The organism is Nocardioides aurantiacus, from assembly GCF_003752505.1.
GTDB classification, from domain to species: Bacteria; Actinomycetota; Actinomycetes; order Propionibacteriales; family Nocardioidaceae; genus Marmoricola; species Marmoricola aurantiacus.
On record NZ_RKHO01000001.1, the window covers coordinates 3,747,647 to 3,772,669 of the forward strand.

Sequence of the window (25,023 nt, forward strand, 5' to 3'; positions counted from 1 at the left end):
GGGGTGGGTGGGGCTGAAATCAGCGGTGCCCGGCGAAGAACCGGTCGAGGATCCGGGCCGACTCCTGCGCCAGCACGCCCGCCACGACCTCGGGCCGGTGGTTCAGCCGGCGGTCCCGCACGACGTCCCAGAGCGAGCCGACCGCCCCCGCCTTCTCGTCGTACGCCGCGAACACGACCCGGTCGACCCGGGCCAGCACCGCCGCCCCTGCGCACATCGTGCAGGGCTCGAGCGTGACCACCAGGGTGCAGCCGGTGAGCCGCCACTCGCCCCGGGCCGCCGCCGCCTCGCGCAGCGCCACCACCTCGGCGTGGCCGGTGGGGTCGGCGTCGCGCTCGCGGACGTTGTGGCCGCGCCCGACGACCTCGCCGTCCGGCCCGATCACCACGGCGCCGACCGGTACGTCGTCGCGGGCCGCGGCCTCGGCGGCCAGGGCGAGCGCCTCGCGCATCGGCCCCGCCCAGCGGTCGGTCGGCGGCACGGGTCAGTCGTCCAGGTCGACCAGGTCGTCGAAGGCGGCGCCGAAGCCCGCGGCGTCCGCGACCTCGCTGAGCAGCTCCTCGGGGAACAGCTCCTCGTCGTCGAGCAGCTCGCCCAGCTCGCTGGCCGGCATGCCGAGGTCGGCGACGATGCCGAGGTCGCCCGCCGGCGCGGTCTCGTCGTCGTCCTCGACCAGCACGCCGAGGTGCTCGGTCGCGGACCGGGCCAGCGTCCACTCGGTGGCGGCGCTGGCGTCGGAGAGCAGCACGCGCGTGGTGGCGCCCTGCACCCGCACGACGAGCGCGAAGTCCTCCGCGACCGAGACCAGCGCGAGCGCACCCCCGTCGCTGCCGTCCTCGTCGGTCCAGCGCTGCAGCTCCTCCACGAGCGCCTCGACGCTCACGAGCGCATCGTCGGGGAGCTCGTCGACGACCCAGTCGCCCTCGTCGCGGTAGGCGAGCACCGCGACGTCGACCTCGTCGACCTCGTCGGTCCGGTCGTCCCCGCCGCCGTTGCCTGTCTCACTCGTCCCCGACATGGGACACCGCCTCCCGCTCCACCCGTGATGGTGTCAGACGGGGGCGGGGGTGGACCACCGAGATGCGACTACGGTGACGCCATGCGCCTGCACGTCGTGGACCACCCGCTGGTCTCCCACAAGCTGACCACGCTCCGCGACGAGGACACGGCCTCCCCGGAGTTCCGGCGGCTCACCGAGGAGCTGGTGACGCTGCTCGCCTACGAGGCCACGCGCGACGTCCGCGTGGAGCCCTCCCACATCACCACGCCGGTGGGCCCGACCGAGGGCGTCGTGCTCAGCCGGCCGCGTCCCCTGGTGGTGCCGATCCTGCGCGCCGGGCTCGGCATGCTCGAGGGCATGATGCGGCTGGTGCCCACGGCCGAGGTCGGGTTCCTCGGGATGGTGCGCAACGAGGAGACGCTCGAGGCCTCGACGTACGCCGAACGGCTGCCTGTCGACCTCAGCGGCCGCCAGTGCTACGTGCTCGACCCGATGCTGGCCACCGGCGGCACCCTCGCCGCCGCGATCCGCTTCCTCACCGACCGCGGCGCCGACCACATCACCTGCATCTGCCTGCTGGTGGCCCCCGAGGGCGTGGCCAACCTCGAGCGCGGCCTGGAGGGCATCGACGTGCCCGTCACGGTGGTCACCGCCGCGCAGGACGAGAAGCTCGACGAGCGCGGCTACATCGTGCCGGGCCTGGGCGACGCCGGCGACCGGCTCTACGGCCTGGCGCAGTAGCCGTCGGCCTCAGGCGACGCTGGGCGTCGCGACGCCGCCGGGCTCCGGGGCCAGGACGAGGGTCGGCACGTCGCCCGCAGCCGCGTCGGGCGCCCGCTCCGCGACCACCGTCGGCACGCCGGGCGGCAGCTGCACCCGCACCGTCGTCCCGTGCCCGTCGCGGGAGGCGATGCTGACGGTCCCGCCGTGCAGCGCCACGATGGCGCGCGCGATGGTCAGCCCCAGACCGGTGCCGGGGATGGCCTGCTCGGTGGCGGTGCTGGACCGGAAGAACCGGGTGAACAGCTGTTGCTGCTCCTCCTCGGGGATGCCGATGCCGGTGTCGGCCACGGTGATGACGCTCTGGCCCGCCTCGGCCCGCAGCCCGATCTGCACCTCCCCGCCGTCGGGGGTGAACTTGACGGCGTTGGTGAGCAGGTTGGTGACCATCCGCTCGAGCTGGCGGGGGTCGCCCTCGTGGTGCACCGGCACCGCCGGCAGCGTGAGCGTGACGTCGAGCAGGCGCTGGGCGAGGGAGGCGGTGACCGCGTCGTGGGCGCCGCGCATCACCTCGCGCAGGTCGATCGTCTCGGGCTGGATCTCCAGCCGGGAGGTCTCGATCTGGGAGAGCGTCAGCAGGTCCTCCACCAGCAGCAGCAGCCGGCGGCCGTTGCGGTCGACCCGGTCGACGATGTCGAGCTGGGCCGCGCTCAGCTCGCCCACCATGCCGTCCTCGAGGACCTCGGTGTAGCCGATGATGCTGGTGATGGGGGTCCGCAGCTCGTGGCTGACGGTGGAGACGAAGTCACCCTTGACCCGCTCGAGCTCCTGCAGCCGGGCCACGGCGACGCGCTGGTGCTCCAGCGTCTGCACCAGCAGCCGCTGCGCCGCCTCGCGCTCGGTGACGTCCTCGGCGGTCATCAGGTAGCCCGCCTCGGCGCCGTCGGCGTCGGGCAGCGGCGAGACGATCATCCGCAGCACCCGGGCGTCGTCGCCGCGGCCGAGGTGCCAGAGCCGGTCGAGCTCGCCCGAGGCGACCGCCGCGCGGCACAGGCTGGTGACGTCGGCGTCGGTGCGCAGGTCGCGGGCCTGCTGGCGCAGCTCGGTCACCGACCACAGCAGGTCGGCGGGGCGGCCGATGGCCTCGGACCCGGGGCGGCTGAAGACCTCCTCGGCCTGCGGGTTGAAGACGGTGATCAGCCCCGCGCGGTCGGTCGCGACGATGGCGGTGCCGGCTGCGGAGTAGACGACCCGCTCCAGGGTCTGTCGCTCGGCCCGGGCCCGGGCCGCCGCGGCGCGCTGCTGGGTGACCATGGCCGACAGCGGCAGCAGGATCAGGGCGCAGTCGATGACGAACAGCTGCAGCACGCCGTCGACCAGCTCGGGGGCCAGGTCGTAGCGCGGGCCCAGCGACCAGATCGGGCCGTGCCCCAGCTCGGTGACAGCGGTGCCGATGGCGGCCACGACCGTGAGCAGCACCGTCGCGCCGCGCAGCGAGCCGCGGTAGGCGTGCCAGGCGAACATCGGCATCACCACGAACACCACGGGCGGCACGTCGGTGGCCAGGAAGACCGCCGAGGTCGTGCCCACGGTGATCACCGCCTGGGCGAGCCGTTCGCGGGTGCCGCTGAGAGCGGCGTACGGCAGGGTCCGGAGGAAGAGCGGCAGCAGCACCAGCGTCGCCGCGGCGGTCGACCCGAAGCCCGACAGCAACGTCAGCCACGCCCGGCCGTGCCCGGTGAGCACCGCCGTCAGCGCCAGGCCGGCGCCGGCGACGAGGCTGCCGCCCGCGACCGCGCCGATCATCCGCGAGACGTCGCCGGGCTCGAGCAGCGCCACCCGGCCGGTGTGGCCCCGCACCAGCAGGCAACGGGTGGTCCACGAGGCCAGGGCGTACGACGCTCCCGCACCCGCCGCGACCACCGGCGGGAGCCCGACCCCGAGGTGGGCCAGCACCCCGACCGCACCGACCACGCCGAGGAGCGGCAGCCGCCACCGGTGGGGCGAGACCAGCAGCATCCCGGCGGCCAGACCACCGGCCGGCCACACCGCGGGCACCAGACCCCCGGGCGCGATCGAGAGCGACCCCAGCCACGCGGCGACCGCCACGGCGAGCAGCAGCAGCGCCACCCTCAGCAGCGCGCGTGGGCTCGCGACGTGTCGGTGGGCGCGCCGGACGACGGCGTCGCCGGACGACTGGCCCTGCTGCATGCACCCTCACCAGCTCGGACGGACGGGACGCCGACCAGTATGTGGAGGGGAAGGCCCGTTGTGTGGCGATTCGCTCCAAAACCGTGCGATCGGTCGGTCGTCTCCACCCGCAGGGGTGAGGCCCGGGTGAGGGAGGCCGCCTCAGAGGGCCTTGACGGCGTTGAGCAGCTTGCTCATCGAGTCCTTGGCGTCGCCGAAGAGCAGCGTGGTGTGGTCCTCGAAGAGCAGCTCGTTCTCGATGCCGGCGAAGCCGGGACGCATCGAGCGCTTCATGAACACCACCTGCTTGGCCTCGTCGACGTTGAGGATCGGCATGCCGTAGATCGGCGCCCCCGGCGTCGTCTTGGCCGCCGGGTTGACGACGTCGTTGGCGCCGACGACGAGGACGACGTCGGCGTCCTTGAAGTCGCCGTTGATGTCGTCCATCTCCTTGAGCTGCTCGTAGGGCACCTGCGCCTCGGCGAGCAGCACGTTCATGTGGCCCGGCATCCGCCCGGCCACCGGGTGGATGGCGTAGTCGACGTCGGCCCCGCGCTCGCCGAGCACGTCGACCAGCTCGCGCAGCGTGTGCTGCGCCTGGGCCACGGCCAGGCCGTAGCCCGGGACGATGATGATGCGGTCGGCGTAGGCCAGCATGATCGCGACGTCCTCGGGTCCGGCCGAGCGGACCGGACGGTCCGAGGCCACCCCGGCGCCGAGCGTCGAGCCGCCCTTGAGCGCCCCGAAGAGGATGTTGGACACCGACCGGCCCATGGCCTTGGCCATCAGCAGGGTGAGGAAGGTGCCGGAGGCGCCGACCAGGGTGCCGGCGACCAGCAGCACGACGTTGTCGAGGACGTAGCCGCCCGCGGCCACCGTCAGGCCGGTGAAGGCGTTGAGCAGCGAGATCACGATCGGCACGTCGGCGCCGCCCACGGGCAGCACCAGCAGCGCCCCGAACAGCAGGCCGACCAGCGCCAGCACGATGCCGACCCACATCGCCGGCGACAGCGCCAGCTGGGTGGCGAGGCCGACCCCGGCCACCAGCGAGGCACCGAAGACGATCGCGAGGCCGGGGAAGACCAGGGGCGCGGAGCTCATCAGCTCCTGGAGCTTGGCGAAGGTGATCACCGAGCCGGCGAAGGAGACCGAGCCGACGAAGATCGTGAAGGCCGTGGCCACCAGGACGAACCAGCCGACGACGTCCACCCCACCGGGCTGCTCCAGGATCTCGTGGAGCTCGAGCAGGGCGACCAGCGCCGCGGCGCCACCGCCGACGCCGTTGAACAGCGCCACCATCTGCGGCATCTGGGTCATCTGCACGCGGCGCGCTCCGACCACGCCGCCGACGGTGCCGACGGCGATCGCGACCAGGATCAGCACGACGTGGTCGAGGTCGACGTAGAAGAACGGGACGGCGCAGGCGATCACGGCGGCCGCAGCGCCGACGAGGTTGCCGGTGCGGGCGGTGCGCGGGCCCGAGAGGCCCTTGAGCGCCAGGATGAAGCCGACGGCGCAGGCGAGGTAGACGAGCTGGGCCCAGACGGGGACGGCGGTCATCGCGCGCCTCCCTCGGTGGCGCCGGGCTCGGTCCTGGCGGGTCGCTTGCGGCGTACGAACATCTGGAGCATGCGGTCGGTGACCACGAAGCCGCCGACCATGTTGACCGCCGCGAGCACGATCGCGACCAGCCCGATCACGAGGGCCAGGGCGTTGTCGGTGGTGCCGGTGACCAGGATCGCGCCGAGCAGGATGATGCCGTGGATCGCGTTGGCCCCCGACATCAGCGGCGTGTGGAGGGTCGAGGAGACCTTGGCGATGACCTCGATGCCCACGAAGACGCTGAGCACGAAGATGGTCAGCCAGACGACGGCGTCGTTCACGATCGCTCCTCGGACGGGTCGGTGGGGTCGAGCTGGTCCTCGGGCGGCAGCGCCTCCGACGGCGCACCCGGCGTGACCACGGGCGCGGGCGCCGGGCCCTCGATCGCCTCGCGGGTCGGGGCGTGGCGGACCTCGCCGGCGTGGGTGACGCAGGCGCCGACCACGACCTCGTCGTCGAAGTCGGGCACCACGTCGCCCTCGTGGCTCATCAGGGCCAGCAGGTTGACGACGTTCTGGGCGTAGAGGCTCGAGGCCGGGCCCGGCATCTGGGAGGGCACGTTGTCGCCGCCCCAGACCTGGGCGTGACCGATGCGCAGGACCTTGCCGGGCACCGAGCCCTCGACGTTGCCGCCGGACTCCGAGGCCAGGTCGACCACGACCGAGCCGGGCTTCATCGCCTCGACCATCGCCGCGGTCACCAGCAGCGGGGCCCGGCGACCGGGCACGGCCGCGGTGGTGATCAGCGCGTCGGCGCCGGCGATGTAGGGCGCGAGCGCGTCCTTCTGCCGGGCGGCGCGGTCCTCGTCCATCTCGCGGGCGTAGCCGCCGGTGCCCTCGAGGGTCTCGAGCTGCAGGTCGATCGCCTTCGCACCCACCGAGCGGATCTCCTCCGCGGCGGCGGCCCGGACGTCGTAGGCCTGGACCACGGCGCCGAGGCGCTTGGAGGTGGCGATCGCCTGCAGGCCGGCCACGCCGGCGCCGAGGACGACCACCTGGGCCGGCTGGACGGTGCCGGCGGCGGTCATGTTGAGCGGGAAGAAGCGACGCAGCAGACCGGCGGCCACGATGGCGCAGCGGTAGCCCGAGACCAGCGCCTGCGAGGACAGCGCGTCCATCGACTGGGCGCGGGAGATGCGGGGCACCAGCTCCATCGCGAGCGCGGTCACCCGCAGGTCGCGCAGGTCGGCGACGAGGTCGAGCGACGTCGAGACCGGCAGGAAGGAGACCGTGATCGTGCCCTCGCGCAGCTGGTGCAGCCGGTCGCGGTCGAGCGGGTTGACGCTGACCACGACCTCGGCGCCGGGCAGCGGCTGGTCGACGAGACCGGCCCCTGCCTCGGCGTAGAGCTCGTCGGCGAAGCCGGCCGCCTCGCCCGCACCCGGCTCGACGCCGACCTCGTGGCCCAGGGCGGTCAGCTTGGGGACCAGGTCGGGGACCAGCGCCACGCGGGTCTCCCCGGGCCGGGTCTCTCGGACGACTGCGATCCTCACGATGGCCACCTCACGGGGCCGAACCTAGAGGAGAACACCGACAGGATCGGGGATTGTGACGCCTGTCTCAGGTGCGTCTCTCCCGGCCGCCCGTCTCAGGCCATGCCGGTGCCGATCACGCTGCCGATGGCGTAGGTCACCGCCATCGCCAGCAACCCGCCGCCCACCACGCGCGTCACCGCCGGCCGCACCGGCGCGTCGCCCGCCCGGGCCGAGAGCAGGCCGGTGAGGCCCAGCGCCAGCGTCACCGCGACGACCGTGACGACCGCGCGCAGGCTCGGACCGAAGACCAGGATCGTGAGCAGCGGCAGCAGCGCACCGACCGTGAAGGACACCATCGAGGCCAGTGCCGCCTGCCAGGGGCTGGTCAGGTCGTCGGGGTCGATGCCGAGCTCGACGTCGAGGTGCGCGCGCAGCGCGTCCTTCGCGGTCAGCTGCACCGCGACCTCGCGCGCCAGGTCGTCGTCGAGGCCCTTCTGGCGGTAGAGGTCGATCAGCTCGGCCAGCTCCTCCTCGGGCTCCTCGCGGAGCTCACGGGTCTCCTTGGCGACGAGCGCCTTCTCGGTGTCGCGCTGCGTGCTGACCGAGACGTACTCCCCCACCGCCATGCTCAACGCGCCCGCCACCAGGCCGGCGATGCCGGCCACGAAGATCGTGTTGCGGTCGGTGGTCGCGCCGGCCACGCCCATCACCAGGCCGGCGACACTCACGATGCCGTCGTTGGCGCCGAGCACCGCCGCGCGCAGCGCGTTGAGGCGTCCGCTCACGGAGTCGTCGTGGGGCTCGTGGGCGTGCTGGCCGGGCTCGGGGGAGTCGCCGGGACGGGGCTCGGGGGCGTCCTCGGCGCGGGTCGGGGAAGGGGTGCTCACCGCTCCATGGTGACGGCCGCCGGGTCGGCGTACAACGAAGGTGAGGCTGGCCTGCGGGCGCGGGGCCGCCCCCTCAGCCCCCGACGAGCTCCTCGACCCAGGCGGGCACGGTGTCGGTGGCCCGGCCGCGGCGCGACCGGGAGAAGTCGCTGACGCGGGGGACCTCGAGGTTGAGCTCGAGGGTGTCGGCGCCGCAGCCGATCGCGTAGTGGACGTACGCCGCGGCCGGGTAGACGAGCCCCGAGGTGCCGATCGCCACGAACAGGTCGCAGTCGAGCGGCGCCTGCTCGACCAGCTCCGTGCCGTGCGGCACCTCGCCGAACCACACCACGTCGGGCCGCAGCGCCGGTGCGCCGCACGCCGGGCAGGGCGGGCGGTCGGCCAGCGTGGTCGACCACGCGTGCCGCGCGTCGCAGGCCGTGCACCACGCCGCGCCGAGCCGCCCGTGGAGGTGGTGGACCTGCTCGGACCCGCCGCGCTCGTGCAGGTCGTCGACGTTCTGGGTGACGAGGTGGAGGTCGTCGCCGAGGTGCTGCTCGAGCCGGGCCAGCGCCCGGTGGGCGGCGTTGGGCCCGACCCGGGCCAGGGCGGCGCGGCGCTCGTCGTAGAAGCGCTGCACCAGGTCGGGATCGGCGTCGTACGCCTCCGGGGTCGCGACCGTCATCGGGTCGTGGCCCTCCCACAGCCCGTCGGCGTCGCGGAAGGTCGGGAGCCCGCTCTCGGCGGAGATCCCGGCCCCGGTCAGCACCACGACCCTCATGGGCCGAGAGTAGGTGCCGGCCTCAGCCGTTGAGGAAGCAGACGAAGAACATCGGGAACGCGATCCCCCATCTCGACGAACGCGAAGACCCCGCCGGTCCAGTACATCGCGCGCGCCGTGGCCGCCGAGCCACCCTGGCTCCGCACCTCACGGCGCAGGGTCGTGCCCGCGCCCCCGTGCGCGGAGGGCAGGAAGCAGAGCGTCACCGGCGCACTCAGGAGCAGCATCGGCACCACGACGAAGCCCATCGCCGGGTAGGAGCCCGTCCGGCCGTAGATGATCCCGGCCGCGACGGCGACCACGAGCCAGAGCAGGAGCAAGCCGAGGTGCAGGGCCAGCACGAGCGCGACCATGCGTCCCGGCCGGTTGCGGCTGGCCCGTACGGCGAGGCGCTGCAGCGGTCGCTCCACCAGGAACGCGGCCCCGAAGGCCCACACCAGGACGCCGGTCGCGAGGGCGGCCACCGCCCCGTCGGACATCAGTAGTACCAGGGGAAGGGGCTCCAGTCGGGCTCCCGCTTCTCCAGGAACTGGTCGCGTCCCTCCTGCGCCTCGTCGGTCATGTACGCCAGCCGCGTGGTCTCCCCGGCGAAGAGCTGCTGGCCGACCAGGCCGTCGTCGACGGCGTTGAAGGCGTACTTCAGCATCCGCTGCGCCGTCGGGCTCTTGCCGTTGACCAGCCGGCCCCACTCCAGCGCGACCTGCTCGAGCTCGGCGTGCGACACGGCGCGGTTGACCGCGCCCATCCGCACCCCGTCCTCGGCGGAGTACTCCTGGCCCAGGAAGAAGATCTCGCGGGCGACCTTCTGGCCCACCTGCCGGGCGAGGTACGCCGACCCGAAGCCGCCGTCGAAGGACCCGACGTCGGCGTCGGTCTGCTTGAAGCGCGCCTCCTCGGCGCTGGCCAGCGTCAGGTCGCAGACGACGTGGAGCGAGTGGCCGCCGCCGGCCGTCCAGCCGGGGACGACGCAGATGACGACCTTGGGCATGAACCGGATCAGGCGCTGCACCTCCAGGATGTGCAGCCGGCCGAGGCGGGCCTGGTCGGCCGGGGTGCGGGCGTCGCTGGTGGCGCCGGCGGTGCCGTCCTCGTACTGGTAGCCCGCCCGACCGCGGATCCGCTGGTCGCCGCCGGTGCAGAAGGCCCACTTGCCGTGGCGCTCGCCCGGTCCGTTGCCCGTCAGGAGCACGCAGCCGACGTCGGCGGTGGTGCGCGCGTGCTCGAGCACCCGCAGCAGCTCGTCGACGGTGTGGGGCCGGAAGGCGTTGAGCACGTCGGGCCGGTCGAAGGCCACCCGGACGGTGCCGTGGGCGCGGGCCCGGTGGTAGGTCAGGTCGGTCAGGTCCTCGAAGCCGGGCACCTCGTCCCACGCCGCCGGGTCGAAGATCTCGCTGACGCCCTCGATCGCACTCATGGGGCGACCCTAGAGCGGCTGGTGCTGGCGCGGGACGGCCAGGTCTGCTGTGCTGGACCGCATGGCGATCACCGGCGAGTACGTCCCCAGCAAGGCCCAGTGGGTCCGTGAGCAGGTCGAGCAGTTCGAGGCGAGCAACGGCCAGGAGGCCAACACCCTGCCCGGCACCGACTACCCCATCGTGGTCATCACCAACGTCGGCGCGAAGTCCGGCTACGTCCGCAAGACGCCGCTGATGCGGGTCGAGCGCGACGGCGTCTACGTCGCCATCGCCTCCAAGGGCGGGGCGCCGGAGCACCCGGAGTGGTACTTCAACTTCCTGGCCCACCCCGAGGTCGAGCTGCAGGACGGCGCGGAGAGGAAGACCTACCGCGCCGAGCTGGTCGAGGGCGAGGAGCGCGACGACCTGTGGCGGCTCTCGGTCGACACGTGGTCGACCTACGCGTCGTACCAGGAGAAGACCGACCGGCAGATCCCCGTCTTCAAGCTCACCCCCGTCGACTGAGGACTAGCGCGAGATCGACTGCGCCAGCGCCGCGAGGTGACTGAGCCGGGCGATCTCCGAGGGCAGGATCTCCGGGCCGCCGCGCCGGACCATGACGATCATCTCGGCGCGGCCCAGCGCGCAGCCGGCGACCAGCATCTCGCCGAGCTCCTCGGGCACCTCGATCAGCGCGCCGCGCTCCAGGTCGGCCGGCCAGCGGATGTCGGGCGGGATCCGCGAGGGTGCTGCCGAGGAGCCGTGCACCAGCTCGCCGCCGTCGCCCTTGCGCCGCACCCGCGCGGCCCAGTCGACCACGAAGGTCGCCGGCAGCAGGTCGACCAGGGTGTCGGGCGCCCGCGCGGGCTCGGAGGTCATCGCCTCGACGACCTCGAGGTCGCGGGTGAGGTTGGAGCCGGCGCCGTAGTGCGAGATCCACAGCACGTCCACGCCCTCCAGGGCCGTGCAGGCCGAGATGATGCTGTCGGGCATCACCCCGTGGTCGGCGGCGAGGAAGACGTCGTCGACGGCACGACCGTCGGCGGTGCGCTCGACGATCTCGATGGCGTCGATGTTGCCCCCCGCCGTACCGATCGCCGACGCCAGGCGGCCCAGCGACCCGGGCACGTCCGGCAGCGCCACGCGCAGCAGGTACGACATGGGGGGACCCTACTGCGCCCGCGTGTCGCCCAGATGTCGCCGCCCGCAGGGCCCGACGGGGACCTCTTCCCTAGGCTGCACCCATGAGCATCGTCCTCGTGACCGGCGCGACCGGCTTCATCGGCAAGCGCCTGGTGCCGGCGCTGATCGAGCAGGGCCACGAGGTCCGAGCCATGACCCGCCGCCCCCAGCAGTACGACGGCCCGGGCACGCCCGTGGGAGGCAACACCGACGAGCGCGACTCGCTCGACGAGCCGCTCGCGGGGGTGGAGGTCGCCTACTACCTCGTGCACTCCCTCGACGACGCCGACTTCGAGCGCAAGGACGCCCAGGCGGCACGCAACTTCGCCGCTGCGGCCGCCGCCGCCGGGGTCCGCCAGATCGTCTACATGGGCGGCCTCGGCGACGACGGCGACCTGTCGGCCCACCTGCGCTCGCGCCGCGAGGTCGAGTCGCTGCTGGCCGAGACCGGGGTGCCGGTGACGGTGCTTCGCGCGGCGATCGTGGTCGGCCACGGCGGCATCTCGTGGGAGATCACCCGGCAGCTGGTCAAGAACCTGCCCGCGATGATCGTGCCGAAGTGGGCCGCCACCCGCACCCAGCCGATCGCGCTCGACGACGTGGTCCGCTACCTCGCCGGGGTCGCCGACCAGGACCTCGCCCTCGGCCGCACCTTCGAGGTGGGCGGGCCCGACCAGCTGACCTACATCGACATGCTGCGCGTGGCCGCCGAGATCGAGACCGGCCGCCGGGTCCCGATCGTCAAGGTGCCGGTGCTCAGCCCCGGGCTGTCCTCGCGCTGGCTGGCGCTGGTGACCGACGTCGACGTCACCACCGGCCGCAACCTGATCGACTCGATGGGCATCGAGGTGGTGGTCCGCGAGCAGACGATCCGCGAGGTCGTGCCCGGCGAGCCGCTCGGCTACGAGGAGGCCGTACGCCGCGCCGTGAGCGACCGCGCGGCCGCCGAGAAGGACGCCTGAGCGCTCAGGTCGCCGTGCCGAGGAAGATCAGCGGCAGCAGGTAGAGCATCGAGACCGACCAGGTCAGGTGCGTGATGATGGGCGCCAGGATGCCGCCGGTGGCCCGGCGCTGCAGGCCCACGATCACGCCCAGGACGATGGCGGCGAAGCCCAGCATCACGTTGCCGGTGGCCAGCGTCGCGACGGTGTAGGCCACCGTCGTGATCGCCACCTGGTGCTTGCGGATCGCGGCGTACATCGCCCCGCGGAAGAACAGCTCCTCGGCGATGCCGTTGAGCACGGTCACCACCAGCAGGATCCAGGCGTTGCCCTCGCGGGCGTACTCCAGGACGGTCTGGATGAACGGCGTCAGGTTCTCGTCGAGGAACGGCACCGCCCGGATCAGGAACGAGCCGGCCACGAAGACGAGCACCAGCGCGGCCCCGAGCAGGAACGGCTGCACGATGGGGCGTGGGGCGTGGGTGTCGGGGTCCGAGGGCACCCCGATGCGTCCCAGGTGCAGCGGCCCCGAGGTGAACGCCCCCACGGTCCAGACCCCGGCCAGGATCGCGGTGGCGGCGTAGAAGCGGTTGCTGTCGGTGGGCTCGATGAAGCCGAGCGTGTAGCCCAGCACGACGGCGCCGACCAGCACCACGACCACGCTGACGACCTGACGACGGCGGAACTCCCGGTCGGACTGCCGGTGGTCGCGCGGTGTCATGTCCCAGAGGTTGGTGCGCAGCGTGGTGCGCAGACCCCGGACTGAACGCATGCAGCGACCCTAACCGGGCGGCGGGCACCCGGACGGGGCGAGGCGGTCGGTGGTCCCTCGTAGGGTCGCGGCATGACCTCGATCATGTGGTTCCGGCGCGACCTGCGGCTGCGCGACAACCCGGCGCTGCGCGCTGCCGCGGCCGACGGGCCCGTCCTGGGGCTGTTCGTGCTCGACCCCGTGCTGTGGCGCACCGCCGGGCACTCCCGGCGGGCCTGGCTCGCCGCCAACCTGCGCTCCCTCGACGACTCCATGGGGGGTCGCCTGTGCGTCCGCATCGGCGACCCCGCCTCCCTGGTGCCGTCGCTGGCGAAGGAGGTCGGGGCCGAGCGGGTCCACGTCACCAACGACTCGACCCCCTACGCCCTGCGGCGCGACCGGGCGGTGGTCGACGCGCTGCCCGACGGCGTCGAGGGCGTCGCGACCGGCACGCCGTACGCCGTGCCGCCCGGCACCGTGAAGAACGGCTCGGGCAACCCCTACAAGGTCTTCACCCCCTTCAGCCGGGCCTGGCGCGACGTCGGGTGGGACGACCCGGTCCAGGCGCCCCGCGGCGTGGACTGGGTCGACCACGACGACGACCAGCGCGTGGCCGCCCGCTTCGACAAGGCGCTCGACGAGGCGCCGGAGTCGATGCCGACCGCCGGTGAGGACGCCGCCTGGCGCCGGGCGCGGTCGTTCCTCGAGCACGACGTCGCCGACTACGACGACGCGCGCGACGACCCGGGCGCCGACCGCACCTCGCGGCTCTCGGCCTACCTCAAGTACGGCGTGCTGCACCCCCGCCAGCTGCTCGCCGAGACCCAGGGCCGGGGCGGCTCGGGGGCGCGGACCTTCGACACCGAGCTGTGCTGGCGCGACTTCTACGCCGACGTGCTGCACCACAACCCACGCTCGTCGTGGCACGACCTCAACCCCGTCAACGCGCTGACCTACGACGACCCGGACGACGACGTGGAGGCCTGGAAGCAGGGGCGCACCGGGTTCCCGATCGTGGACGCGGGGATGCGGCAGCTGCTGCACGAGGGCTGGATGCACAACCGGGTGCGGATGATCACCGCCAGCTTCCTGACCAAGGACCTCCACGTGTGGTGGCCGGTCGGCGCCCGGCACTTCCTGGACCACCTGCTCGACGGCGACATCGCGTCGAACAACCACGGCTGGCAGTGGGTGGCCGGCACCGGCACCGACCCCTCGCCGTACTTCCGGGTCTTCAACCCCGTCACCCAGGGCCTGAAGTTCGACGCGGCCGGCGACTACGTCCGCCGCTGGGTCCCCGAGCTGCGCCACCTGGAGGGCAAGCGGGCCCACGAGCCCTGGGACGCCGAGGACGGCTACGCCCACGACTACCCGCGGCGCATCGTCGACCACGCCGAGGAGCGCAAGGAGGCGCTGGAGCGCTACGGCCGCGGCCGCGACTGACCCTCGCGCGCACCCAGCGGGCACGTCCCGACCACCTCGTGGCGGGCCCTGCCGCCCGGGCCCTCGCCCAGGTGCGAGGCCACCAGCACCACCTCCTCGACGGTCCAGGTCGGGCCGGCGTAGGTGTCCAGCACGCGGAGCCACCGGGTGGCCTCCACCGCCCGGGCGATCCGCGCGACGGTGAGGTGGGGCCGGAACCGCTGGCCGTCGACCTCGACGCCGGCCCCCGCGGCCGCGTGACGGGCACCGGTCGCCATCCGCTCCAGCTCGACCGGGTCGGTCTCGATGCCGGCGAACAGCAGCTTGGCGCGCGAGGGGTCCGGGAACGCCCCGCCGCCGGCGAGCCGCGCCTGGACCGGCCGGCGGCGCGAGGCCGCCACCGCGAGCCGCTCGACCAGCGTGTCGAGGGCCCGGTCGGGCACGTCCTCCATGAACGCCAGGGTGACGTGCCACTGCGCCACCGGGGTCCAGCGCCACGGGCGCCCCTCGACACGAGCCTCCTGCCGCGGGGCCAGGAACTCCTCGAGGTGCTCCAGCACCTCGGGCGGCGGCAGCACGGCGACGAACATCCGGGTCACGGCGCGAGTGTGGCACCCACGGGGGGAGGTGACCCTGGCCATAGCCCGTGGTTTCTGCCGCGACCCGGGTACTCACGGACGTGACGAGCGATGATTTGATCGTTCCAACCCGGCATCACTGAGGAGAGCACGTGGAGATCTGGCCCGGCAAGGCCTACCCCCTGGGGGCGACGTTCGACGGCAGCGGCACCAACTTCGCGCTGTTCAGCGAGGTGGCCGAGCGCGTCGAGCTGTGCCTGTTCCAGGTGGCCGCGAACGGCGGTGTCGAGGAGAAGCGCATCGAGCTGACCGAGGTCGACGCCTACGTGTGGCACTGCTACCTGCCCACCGTGCAGCCCGGCCAGCGCTACGGCTACCGCGTGCACGGGCCGTGGGACCCCGAGAACGGCCTGCGCTGCAACCCGAACAAGCTGCTGCTCGACCCCTACGCCAAGGCCACCGCCGGCGAGATCGACTGGGACCAGTCGCTGTTCGGCTACGACTTCGACGACCCCGAGTCGCGCAATGACGACGACTCCGCCGAGCACATGACGCACGGCGTGGTCATCAACCCGTTCTTCGACTGGGAGGGCGACCGCGCGCTCGCGATCCCCTACAACGAGTCGGTCATCTACGAGGCCCACGTCAAGGGCATGACCCAGCTGCACCCCGACGTGCCCGAGGAGCTGCGCGGCACCTACGCCGGCCTCGCGCACCCGGCCGTCACCAGCCACCTCAAGCGGCTCGGCATCACCGCGATCGAGCTGATGCCGGTCCACCAGTTCGTGCAGGACAACACCCTGCTCGAGAAGGGGCTGCGCAACTACTGGGGCTACAACACCCTGGCCTTCCTCGCCCCGCACGCGTCGTACGCCGCGACGGGCGACCTGGGCCAGCAGGTCCAGGAGTTCAAGCAGATGGTGAAGTCGATGCACCAGGCGGGCATCGAGGTCATCCTCGACGTGGTCTACAACCACACCGCCGAGGGCAACCACCTGGGGCCGACGCTCAGCTTCAAGGGCATCGACAACCCGGCGTACTACCGCCTCGTCGACGACGACCAGCAGTACTACATGGACTACACCGGCACCGGGAACACCCTCAACGTGCGGCACCCGCACTCGCTGCAGCTGATCATGGACTCGCTGCGCTACTGGGTGACCGAGATGCACGTCGACGGCTTCCGCTTCGACCTCGCCGCCGCCCTGGCCCGCGAGTTCTACGACGTGGACCGGCTCGCGACCTTCTTCGAGCTCGTCCAGCAGGACCCGATCGTGAGCCAGGTCAAGCTCATCGCCGAGCCCTGGGACGTCGGCCCCGGCGGCTACCAGGTCGGCAACTTCCCGCCCCAGTGGACCGAGTGGAACGGCGCCTACCGCGACACCGTCCGCGACTTCTGGCGCGGCGAGCCCGACCTCGGGGACTTCGCCTCCCGCCTCGCGGGCTCCTCGGACTTCTACGAGAACTCCGGACGACGCCCCTTCGCCAGCATCAACTTCGTCACCGCCCACGACGGCTTCACCCTGGCCGACCTGGTGTCCTACAACGAGAAGCACAACGACGCCAACGGCGAGGACAACAACGACGGCGAGAGCCACAACCGCTCCTGGAACCACGGCGCGGAGGGCCCGACCGACGACCCGGAGGTCCGGGCGCTGCGGGCCCGCGACCAGCGCAACGTGCTCGCGACGCTGCTGCTCAGCCAGGGCGTGCCGATGATCCTCCACGGCGACGAGATGGGCCGCAGCCAGGACGGCAACAACAACACCTACGCCCAGGACTCCGAGATCTCCTGGATGCACTGGGACGCCGCCGACAAGCCGCTCATCGACTTCACCGCGGCGCTGATCCGGCTGCGGCTGCGGCACCCGACGTTCCGCCGCAAGCAGTTCTTCACCGGCGAGGCGGTCAACGACGGCGAGCGCCTCGACGACATCGTCTGGCTGCACCCCGACGGCCGCGTCATGGAGGACGGCGACTGGAGCAACGGGCTGCGCAGCGTCGGGATGTACCTCAACGGCAACGGCATCGCCGGGCGAGACTCCCGCGGCAACCCGGTCGTCGACGACGACTTCCTGCTGTTCTTCAACGTCGGCGAGGCCGTCACGCTCACGCTCCCCTCGCAGGAGTACTCCCCGGCCTGGGACGTCGTGGTCGACACCGGCGGGGTGGCCGACAGCGGCCGGACGTACGCCGCCGGCGGCACCGTCGAGCTGCACGAGCGCTCGGTGCTCGTGCTGCGCGAGCACCACGAGCCCGAGGGCGAGCCCGACCACTCGGTCGCCGCCTCGCTCGCGGTCCAGGGCGGCGGCGCCAGCAACATCGACACCCGCGAGAACGCGCCCCTCGCCGGACCCGGTCAGCAGGCGGGGTCGCTGCTGTGAGACCCGCTGCGAGCGCGCCGGCGAGCACCTACCGGTTCCAGGTCACGGCCGACTTCGACCTCGCGGAGGTCGCCCGCCGGCTGCCCTACCTGCACGACCTCGGCGTCGACTGGGTCTACCTCTCGCCGCTGCTGCAGGCCGAGCCCGGCAGCGACCACGGCTACGACGTCGTCGACCCCACCCGGGTCGACGGGTCGCGCGGCGGCGCGGCCGGCCTGGCCACGGTCGCCGCGGAGGCGCACCGGCTCGGCATGGGCGTGCTGGTCGACGTGGTGCCCAACCACGTCGGCGTCGCCACCGCGTCGGCGAACCCGTGGTGGTGGGACCTGCTGCAGCACGGCCGCGACTCGGCCCACGCGGCGTACTTCGACGTGGACTGGGAGGCCGGCGACGGCCGCCTGCTCGTGCCCGTCGTCGGCGACGACGACGAGGACGCCGTGCAGGTCGTCGGGGGCGAGGTCCGCTACCACGACCACCGGTTCCCGATGGCGCCCGGCACCACGACGCTCGAGGAGCAGCACTACCGCCTCGTGCACTGGCGCCGCGGCGACAGCGAGCTCAACTACCGCCGGTTCTTCACCGTCACCACGCTGGCCGGCGTCCGCGTCGAGGACCCGGACGTCTTCGACGCAGCCCACGTCGAGGTCGCCCGCTGGTTCGACGAGGGGCTGGTCGACGGCCTCCGGGTCGACCACCCCGACGGCCTGCGCGACCCCGGCGCCTACCTCGACGACCTGGCCCGCCTGACCGGCGGCTCCTACGTGCTGGTGGAGAAGATCCTGGAGGGCGGCGAGCAGCTGCCGACCTCGTGGGCGACCGCCGGCACCACGGGCTACGACGTGCTGGCGCTGCTCGACCGGGTGCTGACCGACCCGGCCGGCGAGACGCCGCTGACCGCGCTCGACGCCCGGCTGCGCGGCCTGCCCGGCACCGACGAGGACTGGGCCGAGCTCGTCCACAGCCGCAAGCGCGCCGTCGCGACCGGGGGCCTGCTCGCCGAGACCCGACGGATCGTCCGCGAGCTCCCCGAGCCGCTGCGGACCCGCCTGACGCCCGTTGTCGCCGAGGACGCGGTCGCCGAGGTGCTGACCTGCTTCCCGGTCTACCGCTCCTACCTGCCGCTGGGCCGCGAGCACCTCGACGAGGCGCTCGGGCTCGCCCGCCGGCACCGTCCCGACCTCGCCGACGTGCTCGACCTGCTGGCCCCCGTGCTGGCCGACCCCGAGGCGCCCGCCGCCCGACGCTTCCAGCAGACCAGCGGCATGGTGATGGCCAAGGGGGTCGAGGACAGCTCGTTCTACCGCTGGTCGCGACTGACCGCGCACGACGAGGTGGGCGGCGACCCCGGCACCTTCGTGGTCACGCCGTCGGACTTCCACGCCGCGATGGCCGAGCGCCAGGCCACCTGGCCCGTCGCGATGACCACGCTGAGCACCCACGACACCAAGCGGGGCGAGGACGTCCGCGCCCGGATCCTGGCCCTGGCCGAGGTCCCGCACCTGTGGGAGCAGGTGCTCGGCCGGCTGCTCGAGCTGGCGCCCGTGCCCGACGAGGGGTTCGCCAACCTGCTCTGGCAGGCCGTGGTCGGCGCCTGGCCGGCCCGCGTGGACGGTGCCCCGCCGTCGGACCTGCGCGAGCGGCTGTCGGCGTACGCCGAGAAGGCGATGCGCGAGGCCGGTGACCGCACCACCTGGACCGACCCCGACGAGGAGTTCGAGGCGGCCGTCCACGCCGCGGTCGACGCGGCCCTCGACGACCCCGACGTGTCCCGGCTGGTCACCGACCTGGTGGCCCGCCTGGCCGACGCCGGCTGGAGCAACGCGCTGGCCGCCAAGCTGGTCGCGATCACCGCTCCGGGCGTGTGCGACGTCTACCAGGGCAGCGAGCTGTGGGAGCAGAGCCTGGTCGACCCCGACAACCGACGCCCGGTCGACCTCGACCGTCGCGCCGAGCTGCTGGCCGGCCTCGACGCCGCCCCGGCCGCCCCGTCGGGCCCCGACGACGAGGGCGTGGCCAAGCTGTGGGTCACCGCGACCGCGCTGCGGCTGCGCCGCGACCGGCCGGAGCTGTTCGGCGACTACGTCCCGCTGACCGCGTCCGGTCCGGCCGCCGACCACGTGCTGGCCTTCGACCGCGGTGGCGCCGTCACGGTCGCCACCCGGCTGCCGCTCGGCCTGGCCGAGTCCGGCTGGGGCGAGACTGCTCTGGAGCTCCCCGCGGGGAGCTGGCGCGACGCGCTCGGCTCGACGCGCGGGCTGAGCGGGTCGGTGTCGGTCGGGTCGCTGCTGGCCGGGCTGCCGGTCGCGCTGCTGGTCAGGGAGGGCTGAGATGGTGCGTGACCGCTTCGACGTGTGGGCGCCCGACGCCCGGCGGGTGCGGCTCTCCGTCGTGGTCGACGGGGCCGAGCAGGTGCTGGCCATGCGGCAGGGCGACGACGGCTGGTGGACGCCCGAGGCGGCGCCCACCGCGACGGTCGTCGACTACGGCTACCTCGTCGACGACGCCGAGACGCCCAAGCCGGACCCGCGCTCGCGCTGGCAGCCCGAGGGCGTGCACGCCCGCTCGCGCACCTTCGACGCCGCCGCCTTCGCGTGGACCGACCAGGCGTGGACCGGCCGTCAGCTCGCCGGGTCGGTCGTCTACGAGCTCCACCTCGGCACCTTCACCCCCGAGGGCACCCTCGACGCAGCGATCGAGCACCTCCCGCACCTCGTCGACCTCGGCGTCGACCTGGTCGAGCTGCTGCCCGTCAACGCGGTCAACGGCACCCACAACTGGGGCTACGACGGCGTCCTCTGGTACGCCGTCCACGAGCCCTACGGCGGGCCCGCGGCCTACCAGCGCTTCGTCGACGCCTGCCACGCCCACGGCCTCGGCGTGGTCCAGGACGTCGTCTACAACCACCTCGGTCCGTCGGGGAACTACCTGCCCGTCTTCGGGCCCTACCTGCACGCCACCGGGCAGAACAGCTGGGGCTCCTCGCTCAACCTCGACGGCGAGGGCTCGGCCGAGGTGCGCCGCTACGTGATCGACAACGCGCGGATGTGGCTCGAGGACCTCCACGTCGACGCGCTCCGGCTCGACGCCGTGCACGCGCTGGCCGACACCTCGATCACCCACCTGCTCGAGGAGCTCGCGACCGAGGTCGACGCGTTGTCGGCCCACCTGCGCCGCCCGCTGACGCTGATCGCCGAGAGCGACCTCAACGACACCCGGATGGTCACCCCGCGCGAGGCCGGCGGGCGTGGCATCCACGCCCAGTGGAGCGACGACTTCCACCACGCGGTGCACGTGGCGCTGACCGGGGAGACGAGCGGCTACTACGGCGACTTCGCCCCGCTGTCGGCGCTGGCCAAGGTGTGCGAGCGCGGCTTCCTGCACGACGGCACCTGGTCGAGCTTCCGCGGCGCCCGCCACGGCCGCCCCGTCGACACCGCCGCGATGCCGACCTGGCGCCTCGTCGTGGCCAACCAGAACCACGACCAGATCGGCAACCGCGCCGTCGGCGACCGGCTCGCGGCCACCCTCGACGACGACCAGTTGGTCTGCGCGGCGCTGCTGACGCTCGCCGGCCCGTTCACGCCGATGCTCTTCCAGGGCGAGGAGTGGGCGGCCTCGACGCCGTTTCAGTTCTTCACCTCCCACCCCGAGCCCGAGCTCGCCGAGGCGGTCCGCACCGGTCGCCGGGCGGAGTTCGCCAGCCACGGCTGGGGCGAGCAGGAGGTGCCCGACCCGCAGGACCCGGCGACCTACGAACGCTCCCGGCTCGACTGGTCCGAGCTCGCCGGCGGTCGGCACGCGGTCGTGCTGGAGGCCTACCGCGAGCTCGGCCGACTGCGCCGCGAGGTCCCGGCCCTGACCGACCCCTCCTTCGGGTCGGTCGCGTGCACGGCCGACGAGGAGTCGCGGGTCTTCACGCTGCGCCGCGGCGACACCCTCATGGTCGTCAACTTCGGCTCGTCCCCGACCTCCGTCGCCCTCGACGGCCCCGCCGAGCAGCTCTTCGCCACCCCCTCCGGCGTCACGGTGCACCCCGACCGGGTCGACGTCCCCGCTCACGGTGGGGTGCTGCTCCGGGTCGCGTGAGCGGCCGCGGACTCCCCGGGACGGCGCACGGCCCGGCCGGGCCCGCTGCACGGATGCGTACCCAACCTCGGGGTGCGCCCGGTTCGTCCGGATCCGTGACCGGACATCGCGGACACCGTGGGCCTTGGGTACGCATCCGTGCAGGTGCGGTGGGGCGTGACCCGCCGACGGGCCGGTGGTGGCGGCGTACGCCGCGATCGGGTGGGAGTGGGGCGGCGCTGCGGCTCAGCCGCCGAGCAGGTCCTCGAACGAGCCCATCGCGGCGACGTCGCGGTCGAACTGGTCGAGCCGCTCGGCCGGTGCCCGGGTGCCGGCGAGCCGGTCGACGAGCTCTCCGGCCGCACGGTCGATGCGGGTCCGCAGGGCGCTGTCGGCGCCACCGCCGGCCCAGTCCTCGCTCGCCGCGAAGACACCCGTGGGCAGCACCACCGCGTGCAGGTAGGAGAACAGCGGCCGCAGCGCGTGGTCGAGCACGAGGCTGTGGCGGGCCGTGCCCGCCGTGGCCGCGACCAGGACCGGCACCCCGTCCAGGGTGCCCCGCTCCAGGACGTCGAAGAAGGTCTTGAACAGGCCGCTGTAGGACGCGCTGAACACCGGCGTCACCGCCACGACGGCGTCGGCCGCCGCGACCTGGGCCTGCGCCGCCGCGACCTCGCCGCTGGCGAAGCCGGTCAGCAGCGCGTCGGTGAGGCCGTGGGCCAGGGCCCGCAGCTCGACGTGCTGGACCTCGACGACGGCGCCCCGCTCGGTGGCGACCCGGGTGGTCGCCTCGGCGAGCAGGTCGGCGAGCAGCTTGGTCGAGGAGGGGTCGGACAGCCCGGCCGAGACGACCACGACCCGGCGTACGTCGACCGCCCGGCCGACCCCGCCGGGCGCACCCGGCGAGGTCCGACGGAACGGGATCGGGTCGCTCATGCCGCGCTCCCCGAGGCCGAGGCGGCCGGGGTCTGCGTCGGGACGGCGGCCAGGCCGAGCTCGTTGCGCAGCGAGGCCACGACCTCGCCGAGCAGGTCGAGCTGGTGCAGGACCGTGCTCAGCGGCACCCCGGCGTGGTCGATCAGGAAGAGCTGGCGCTGGTAGTCGCCGGCGTACTCCCGGAACGACAGGGTGCGCTCGACGACCTCGGCCGGGGTGCCGACGGTCAGCGGGGTCTGCCGGGTGAAGTCCTCGAGCGAGGGACCGTGGCCGTAGACGGGCGCGTTGTCGAAGTAGGGCCGGAACTCGTTCACGGCCTGCTCGTGGGTGCGGCCGAGGTAGACCTGGCCACCGAGCCCGACGACGGCGTCCTCGGCGCGGCCGTGGCCGTGGTGCTCGAAGCGCTGGCGGTAGAACTCGACCATCCGCGCGGTGTGCGAGGCGGGCCAGAAGATGTGGTTGGAGAAGAACCCGTCGCCGTAGTAGGCCGCCTGCTCGGCGATCTCGGGGCTGCGGATCGAGCCGTGCCAGACGAACGGCGCCTCGCCGTCGAGCGGCCGCGGCGTCGCGGTGAAGCCCTGCAGCGGCGTGCGGAACCTGCCCTGCCAGTCGACGTTCTCCTCGCGCCACAGGCGGTGGAGCAGCGCGTAGTTCTCGATCGCCAGCGGGATGCCCTCGCGGATGTCCTTGCCGAACCAGGGGTAGACCGGGCCGGTGTTGCCGCGGCCGAGCATGAGGTCCATCCGGCCGTCGAGCAGGTGCTGCAGCGTGGCGTAGTCCTCGGCGATGCGCACCGGGTCGGTGGTGGTGATCAGCGTGGTGCTGGTCGAGAGCTTGATCCGCTCGGTCTGCGCCCCGATGTAGGCCATGGTCGTCGTGGGCGAGCTCGCGACGAAGGGCGGGTTGTGGTGCTGGCCGACCGCGACGACGTCGAGCCCGACCTCCTCGGCCTTGCGGGCGATCTCGACGGTGGCCTTGATCCGCTCGTGCTCGGTCGGGGTCCGGCCCGTCGTGGGGTCGGTGGTGACGTCGCCGACGGTGAAGATGCCGAACTCCATGGGTGCCTCCGGTGCGCTGGTAGTTGCTGGCTCAACTACGTGACACGTCACCGTATTCCACGCGCGCGTCAGGCCGGGCGCTGGGGCTCCACGACGTCGGGGTCGAGGAACCGGTCGGGCACCTCGGTCGGTCGCGGGAAGCGCGCACTGCGCTCCACCTCGTTGAGGTCGAGGTGGTTGCGCATGTAGAGCTGCCGGCCGTCGTACGGCGGGTCGTACTCCCACGGCGTCACCGTGCCCTGGCGCAGCGCGTGCCAGATCAGCCGCCGCCGGGCCTGGTCGGCGAGCACGTCGGCGTTGAGCCGGTCGAGGTCCCATCGGGCCGCGACCTCGGTGCGCAGCTGGCGCACGCGGGCGGCGTACGCCGGGTCCTCGGCCAGGTTGACCCGCTCGTCGGGGTCGTCGGCGAGGTCGTAGAGCTGGTCGGGGTCGACCGGCGAGTGCACGAACTTCCAGGTGCCGCGCCGGATCATCACGATCGGCGCGATCGCGCCCTCGCCCATGTACTCGCCGACCACCTCGCGCGGCACCGGCTCGACGTCGGGCCGCTCGTCCGGGGCGCCGGGGTCGCGGCACAGGCCGAGCAGCGAGTGGCCGGGCATCGGGTCGACCAGCGTCGGCACGCCCTCGCCGACCAGCTCGGTCAGCGTGGGCAGCACGTCGACGAGCGAGACGGGCGCGGCCACCCGCTTGGGCGCGAACCGGGAGGGGCTGTGGATCACCAGGGGGATCCGGGCCGCGCCCTCGAAGAAGTTCATCTTGTACCAGAGCCCGCGCTCGCCGAGCATGTCGCCGTGGTCGGCCACGACCATCACCACGGTGTCGTCGTCGACCCCGAGGCCCTTCATGGTCGAGAGCAGCCGGGCGGTCCAGTCGTCGAGGTAGGACACGTTGCCGTAGTAGGCCCGCCGGGCCCGGCGTACGTCGCGCTCGGTGATCTCGACCTCGTCCATCGCGCTCACGTGACGCAGCCGGGCGGTGTGCGGGTCGAGCGGCACCTCGCCCTCGCGGATGCGGGGCAGCGGGATGTCGACGCCCTCGAACCGGTCCCAGTACTGCGAGCGGGTGACGTAGGGGTCGTGGGGGTGGGTGAAGGAGACCACCAGCATCCAGGGCCGCTCGTCGTCGTCACGGGCCAGCTCCTGCAGCGCCCGCACGCCCTGGTGGCCGACCTCGTCGTCGAAGAGCAGCTGGTTGGTGACCTCGGCGACGCCGGCCTGGGTGACGGCGTCCATGTTGTGCATCCACCAGTCGACGCGCTCGTCGGGCTGGAGCCAGTCGGGGGTCCAGCCGAAGTCGGCGGGGTAGATGTCGGTGGTGCGCCGCTCCTCGAACCCGTGCAGCTGGTCGGGGCCGACGAAGTGCATCTTGCCGTCGAGCACGGTGCGGTAGCCCGCCGAGCGCGCGAGGTGGGCGAAGGTCGGCACGGTGGTCGCGAGGTAGGCCGCGTTGTCGTAGCCGCGGGTCGCCGAGGGCAGCTGGCCGGTCATCATGCAGTAGCGCGCGGGGGTGCACAGCGGGCTGTTGGAGTACGCCGCGTCGAAGACCACGCCCTCGCGCGCGAGCCGGTCGATGGTGGGCGTCCGCGCGGCCGCGTTGCCGTAGCACCCGAGGGCGTCGGGGGGGACCTGGTCGAACATCACGACCAGGATGTTGGGTCGCTCCGCGGGAGGCTTCAC

The 25,023-nt window shown here is 73.1% G+C and carries 23 protein-coding genes; 7 read left to right on the top strand and 16 right to left on the bottom strand.

Features of this window, described 5'->3' with window-relative positions:
• Positions 1-19: 19 nt before the first annotated feature.
• Positions 20-451, bottom strand: coding sequence for a nucleoside deaminase (locus tag EDD33_RS18210; protein WP_123393663.1), 432 nt, complete (start codon positions 449-451; stop codon positions 20-22).
• 33 nt (positions 452-484) lie between these two features.
• Positions 485-1,018 (bottom strand): tRNA adenosine deaminase-associated protein, encoded by a 534-nt coding sequence (locus tag EDD33_RS18215; RefSeq protein ID WP_123392459.1) that lies wholly within the window; start codon positions 1,016-1,018, stop codon positions 485-487.
• 81 nt (positions 1,019-1,099) lie between these two features.
• On the opposite strand from EDD33_RS18215, the gene upp reads away from it, so the two are divergent.
• Complete coding sequence (upp, locus tag EDD33_RS18220; protein WP_123392460.1) at positions 1,100-1,741, top strand: uracil phosphoribosyltransferase; 642 nt, start codon at positions 1,100-1,102, stop codon at positions 1,739-1,741.
• A gap of 9 nt (positions 1,742-1,750) precedes the next feature.
• Here the strand turns inward: upp and EDD33_RS18225 are convergent, their stop codons facing one another.
• From EDD33_RS18225 to EDD33_RS18260, 8 genes are all read right to left on the bottom strand, one after another.
• Entirely contained in the window at positions 1,751-3,931 is a 2,181-nt protein-coding gene (locus EDD33_RS18225) for a sensor histidine kinase (protein WP_123392461.1), read from the bottom strand.
• A 141-nt stretch (positions 3,932-4,072) separates the two neighbouring features.
• Positions 4,073-5,470, bottom strand: coding sequence for an NAD(P)(+) transhydrogenase (Re/Si-specific) subunit beta (locus EDD33_RS18230; RefSeq protein ID WP_123392463.1), 1,398 nt, complete (start codon positions 5,468-5,470; stop codon positions 4,073-4,075).
• A complete protein-coding gene (locus EDD33_RS18235; protein WP_123392464.1) occupies positions 5,467-5,793 on the bottom strand; it encodes an NAD(P) transhydrogenase subunit alpha part 2 in 327 nt (108 codons plus the stop codon). Before EDD33_RS18235 ends, EDD33_RS18230 begins: the two co-directional genes overlap by 4 nt.
• On the bottom strand, positions 5,790-7,004 hold the full coding sequence (locus tag EDD33_RS18240) for an NAD(P) transhydrogenase subunit alpha (RefSeq protein WP_123393665.1): 1,215 nt from the start codon (positions 7,002-7,004) through the stop codon (positions 5,790-5,792). The genes EDD33_RS18235 and EDD33_RS18240 overlap by 4 nt, the downstream gene beginning before the upstream one ends.
• Positions 7,005-7,099: 95 nt before the next feature.
• Complete coding sequence (locus tag EDD33_RS18245; protein ID WP_123392465.1) at positions 7,100-7,873, bottom strand: VIT1/CCC1 transporter family protein; 774 nt, start codon at positions 7,871-7,873, stop codon at positions 7,100-7,102.
• Positions 7,874-7,946: 73 nt separating this feature from the next.
• On the bottom strand, positions 7,947-8,633 hold the full coding sequence (locus EDD33_RS18250; RefSeq protein ID WP_123392466.1) for an NAD-dependent deacylase: 687 nt from the start codon (positions 8,631-8,633) through the stop codon (positions 7,947-7,949).
• Positions 8,630-9,112, bottom strand: a complete 483-nt coding sequence (locus EDD33_RS18255; RefSeq protein WP_123392467.1) for a hypothetical protein — start codon at positions 9,110-9,112, stop codon at positions 8,630-8,632. The genes EDD33_RS18250 and EDD33_RS18255 overlap by 4 nt, the downstream gene beginning before the upstream one ends.
• Positions 9,112-10,047 (bottom strand): 1,4-dihydroxy-2-naphthoyl-CoA synthase, encoded by a 936-nt coding sequence (locus EDD33_RS18260; RefSeq protein WP_123392469.1) that lies wholly within the window; start codon positions 10,045-10,047, stop codon positions 9,112-9,114. Before EDD33_RS18260 ends, EDD33_RS18255 begins: the two co-directional genes overlap by 1 nt.
• 61 nt (positions 10,048-10,108) lie before the next feature.
• Between EDD33_RS18260 and EDD33_RS18265 the strand changes: the two genes are divergently transcribed.
• The gene (locus EDD33_RS18265) at positions 10,109-10,552 is read left to right on the top strand and encodes a nitroreductase family deazaflavin-dependent oxidoreductase (RefSeq protein ID WP_123393667.1); all 444 of its coding nucleotides are present in this window, start codon (positions 10,109-10,111) and stop codon (positions 10,550-10,552) included.
• Between the two features lie 3 nt (positions 10,553-10,555).
• On the opposite strand, the gene EDD33_RS18270 is transcribed toward EDD33_RS18265, so the two are convergent.
• Positions 10,556-11,188: an ACT domain-containing protein gene (locus EDD33_RS18270; protein ID WP_123392470.1), complete on the bottom strand. Its 633-nt coding sequence runs from the start codon at positions 11,186-11,188 to the stop codon at positions 10,556-10,558.
• A gap of 83 nt (positions 11,189-11,271) precedes the next feature.
• On the opposite strand from EDD33_RS18270, the gene EDD33_RS18275 reads away from it, so the two are divergent.
• Positions 11,272-12,171 carry an NAD(P)H-binding protein gene (locus tag EDD33_RS18275; protein ID WP_123392471.1) on the top strand — a complete coding sequence of 300 codons (900 nt, stop codon included), beginning with the start codon at positions 11,272-11,274 and terminating at the stop codon, positions 12,169-12,171.
• Positions 12,172-12,175: 4 nt separating this feature from the next.
• Here the strand turns inward: EDD33_RS18275 and EDD33_RS18280 are convergent, their stop codons facing one another.
• On the bottom strand, positions 12,176-12,922 hold the full coding sequence (locus EDD33_RS18280) for a CPBP family intramembrane glutamic endopeptidase (protein ID WP_123392472.1): 747 nt from the start codon (positions 12,920-12,922) through the stop codon (positions 12,176-12,178).
• Between the two features lie 72 nt (positions 12,923-12,994).
• Here EDD33_RS18280 and EDD33_RS18285 point away from each other — a divergent pair, with 72 nt between their 5' ends.
• Positions 12,995-14,344 (top strand): cryptochrome/photolyase family protein, encoded by a 1,350-nt coding sequence (locus tag EDD33_RS18285; protein WP_123392473.1) that lies wholly within the window; start codon positions 12,995-12,997, stop codon positions 14,342-14,344.
• Here EDD33_RS18285 and thpR read toward each other — a convergent pair.
• Positions 14,323-14,913 carry an RNA 2',3'-cyclic phosphodiesterase gene (gene thpR / locus EDD33_RS18290; RefSeq protein ID WP_246003694.1) on the bottom strand — a complete coding sequence of 197 codons (591 nt, stop codon included), beginning with the start codon at positions 14,911-14,913 and terminating at the stop codon, positions 14,323-14,325. The genes EDD33_RS18285 and thpR overlap by 22 nt on opposite strands.
• 140 nt (positions 14,914-15,053) lie before the next feature.
• On the opposite strand from thpR, the gene glgX reads away from it, so the two are divergent.
• From glgX to treZ, 3 genes are read left to right on the top strand one after another with little or no spacing between them, the layout of a single operon-like run.
• Positions 15,054-17,285, top strand: a complete 2,232-nt coding sequence (gene glgX / locus EDD33_RS18295) for a glycogen debranching protein GlgX (protein WP_123392476.1) — start codon at positions 15,054-15,056, stop codon at positions 17,283-17,285.
• Entirely contained in the window at positions 17,282-19,612 is a 2,331-nt protein-coding gene (gene treY / locus EDD33_RS18300; protein WP_123392477.1) for a malto-oligosyltrehalose synthase, read from the top strand. The genes glgX and treY overlap by 4 nt, the downstream gene beginning before the upstream one ends.
• 1 nt (position 19,613) lies before the next feature.
• Positions 19,614-21,371 carry a malto-oligosyltrehalose trehalohydrolase gene (gene treZ, locus EDD33_RS18305; RefSeq protein WP_123392478.1) on the top strand — a complete coding sequence of 586 codons (1,758 nt, stop codon included), beginning with the start codon at positions 19,614-19,616 and terminating at the stop codon, positions 21,369-21,371.
• Between the two features lie 225 nt (positions 21,372-21,596).
• On the opposite strand, the gene EDD33_RS18310 is transcribed toward treZ, so the two are convergent.
• The 3 genes from EDD33_RS18310 to betC form a co-directional block, all read right to left on the bottom strand.
• Positions 21,597-22,286, bottom strand: a complete 690-nt coding sequence (locus EDD33_RS18310; protein ID WP_123392479.1) for a CE1759 family FMN reductase — start codon at positions 22,284-22,286, stop codon at positions 21,597-21,599.
• Positions 22,283-23,344 (bottom strand): CE1758 family FMN-dependent luciferase-like monooxygenase, encoded by a 1,062-nt coding sequence (locus EDD33_RS18315; RefSeq protein WP_123392480.1) that lies wholly within the window; start codon positions 23,342-23,344, stop codon positions 22,283-22,285. Before EDD33_RS18315 ends, EDD33_RS18310 begins: the two co-directional genes overlap by 4 nt.
• Positions 23,345-23,412: 68 nt before the next feature.
• Positions 23,413-25,023 carry a choline-sulfatase gene (gene betC, locus EDD33_RS18320; protein WP_211332595.1) on the bottom strand — a complete coding sequence of 537 codons (1,611 nt, stop codon included), beginning with the start codon at positions 25,021-25,023 and terminating at the stop codon, positions 23,413-23,415.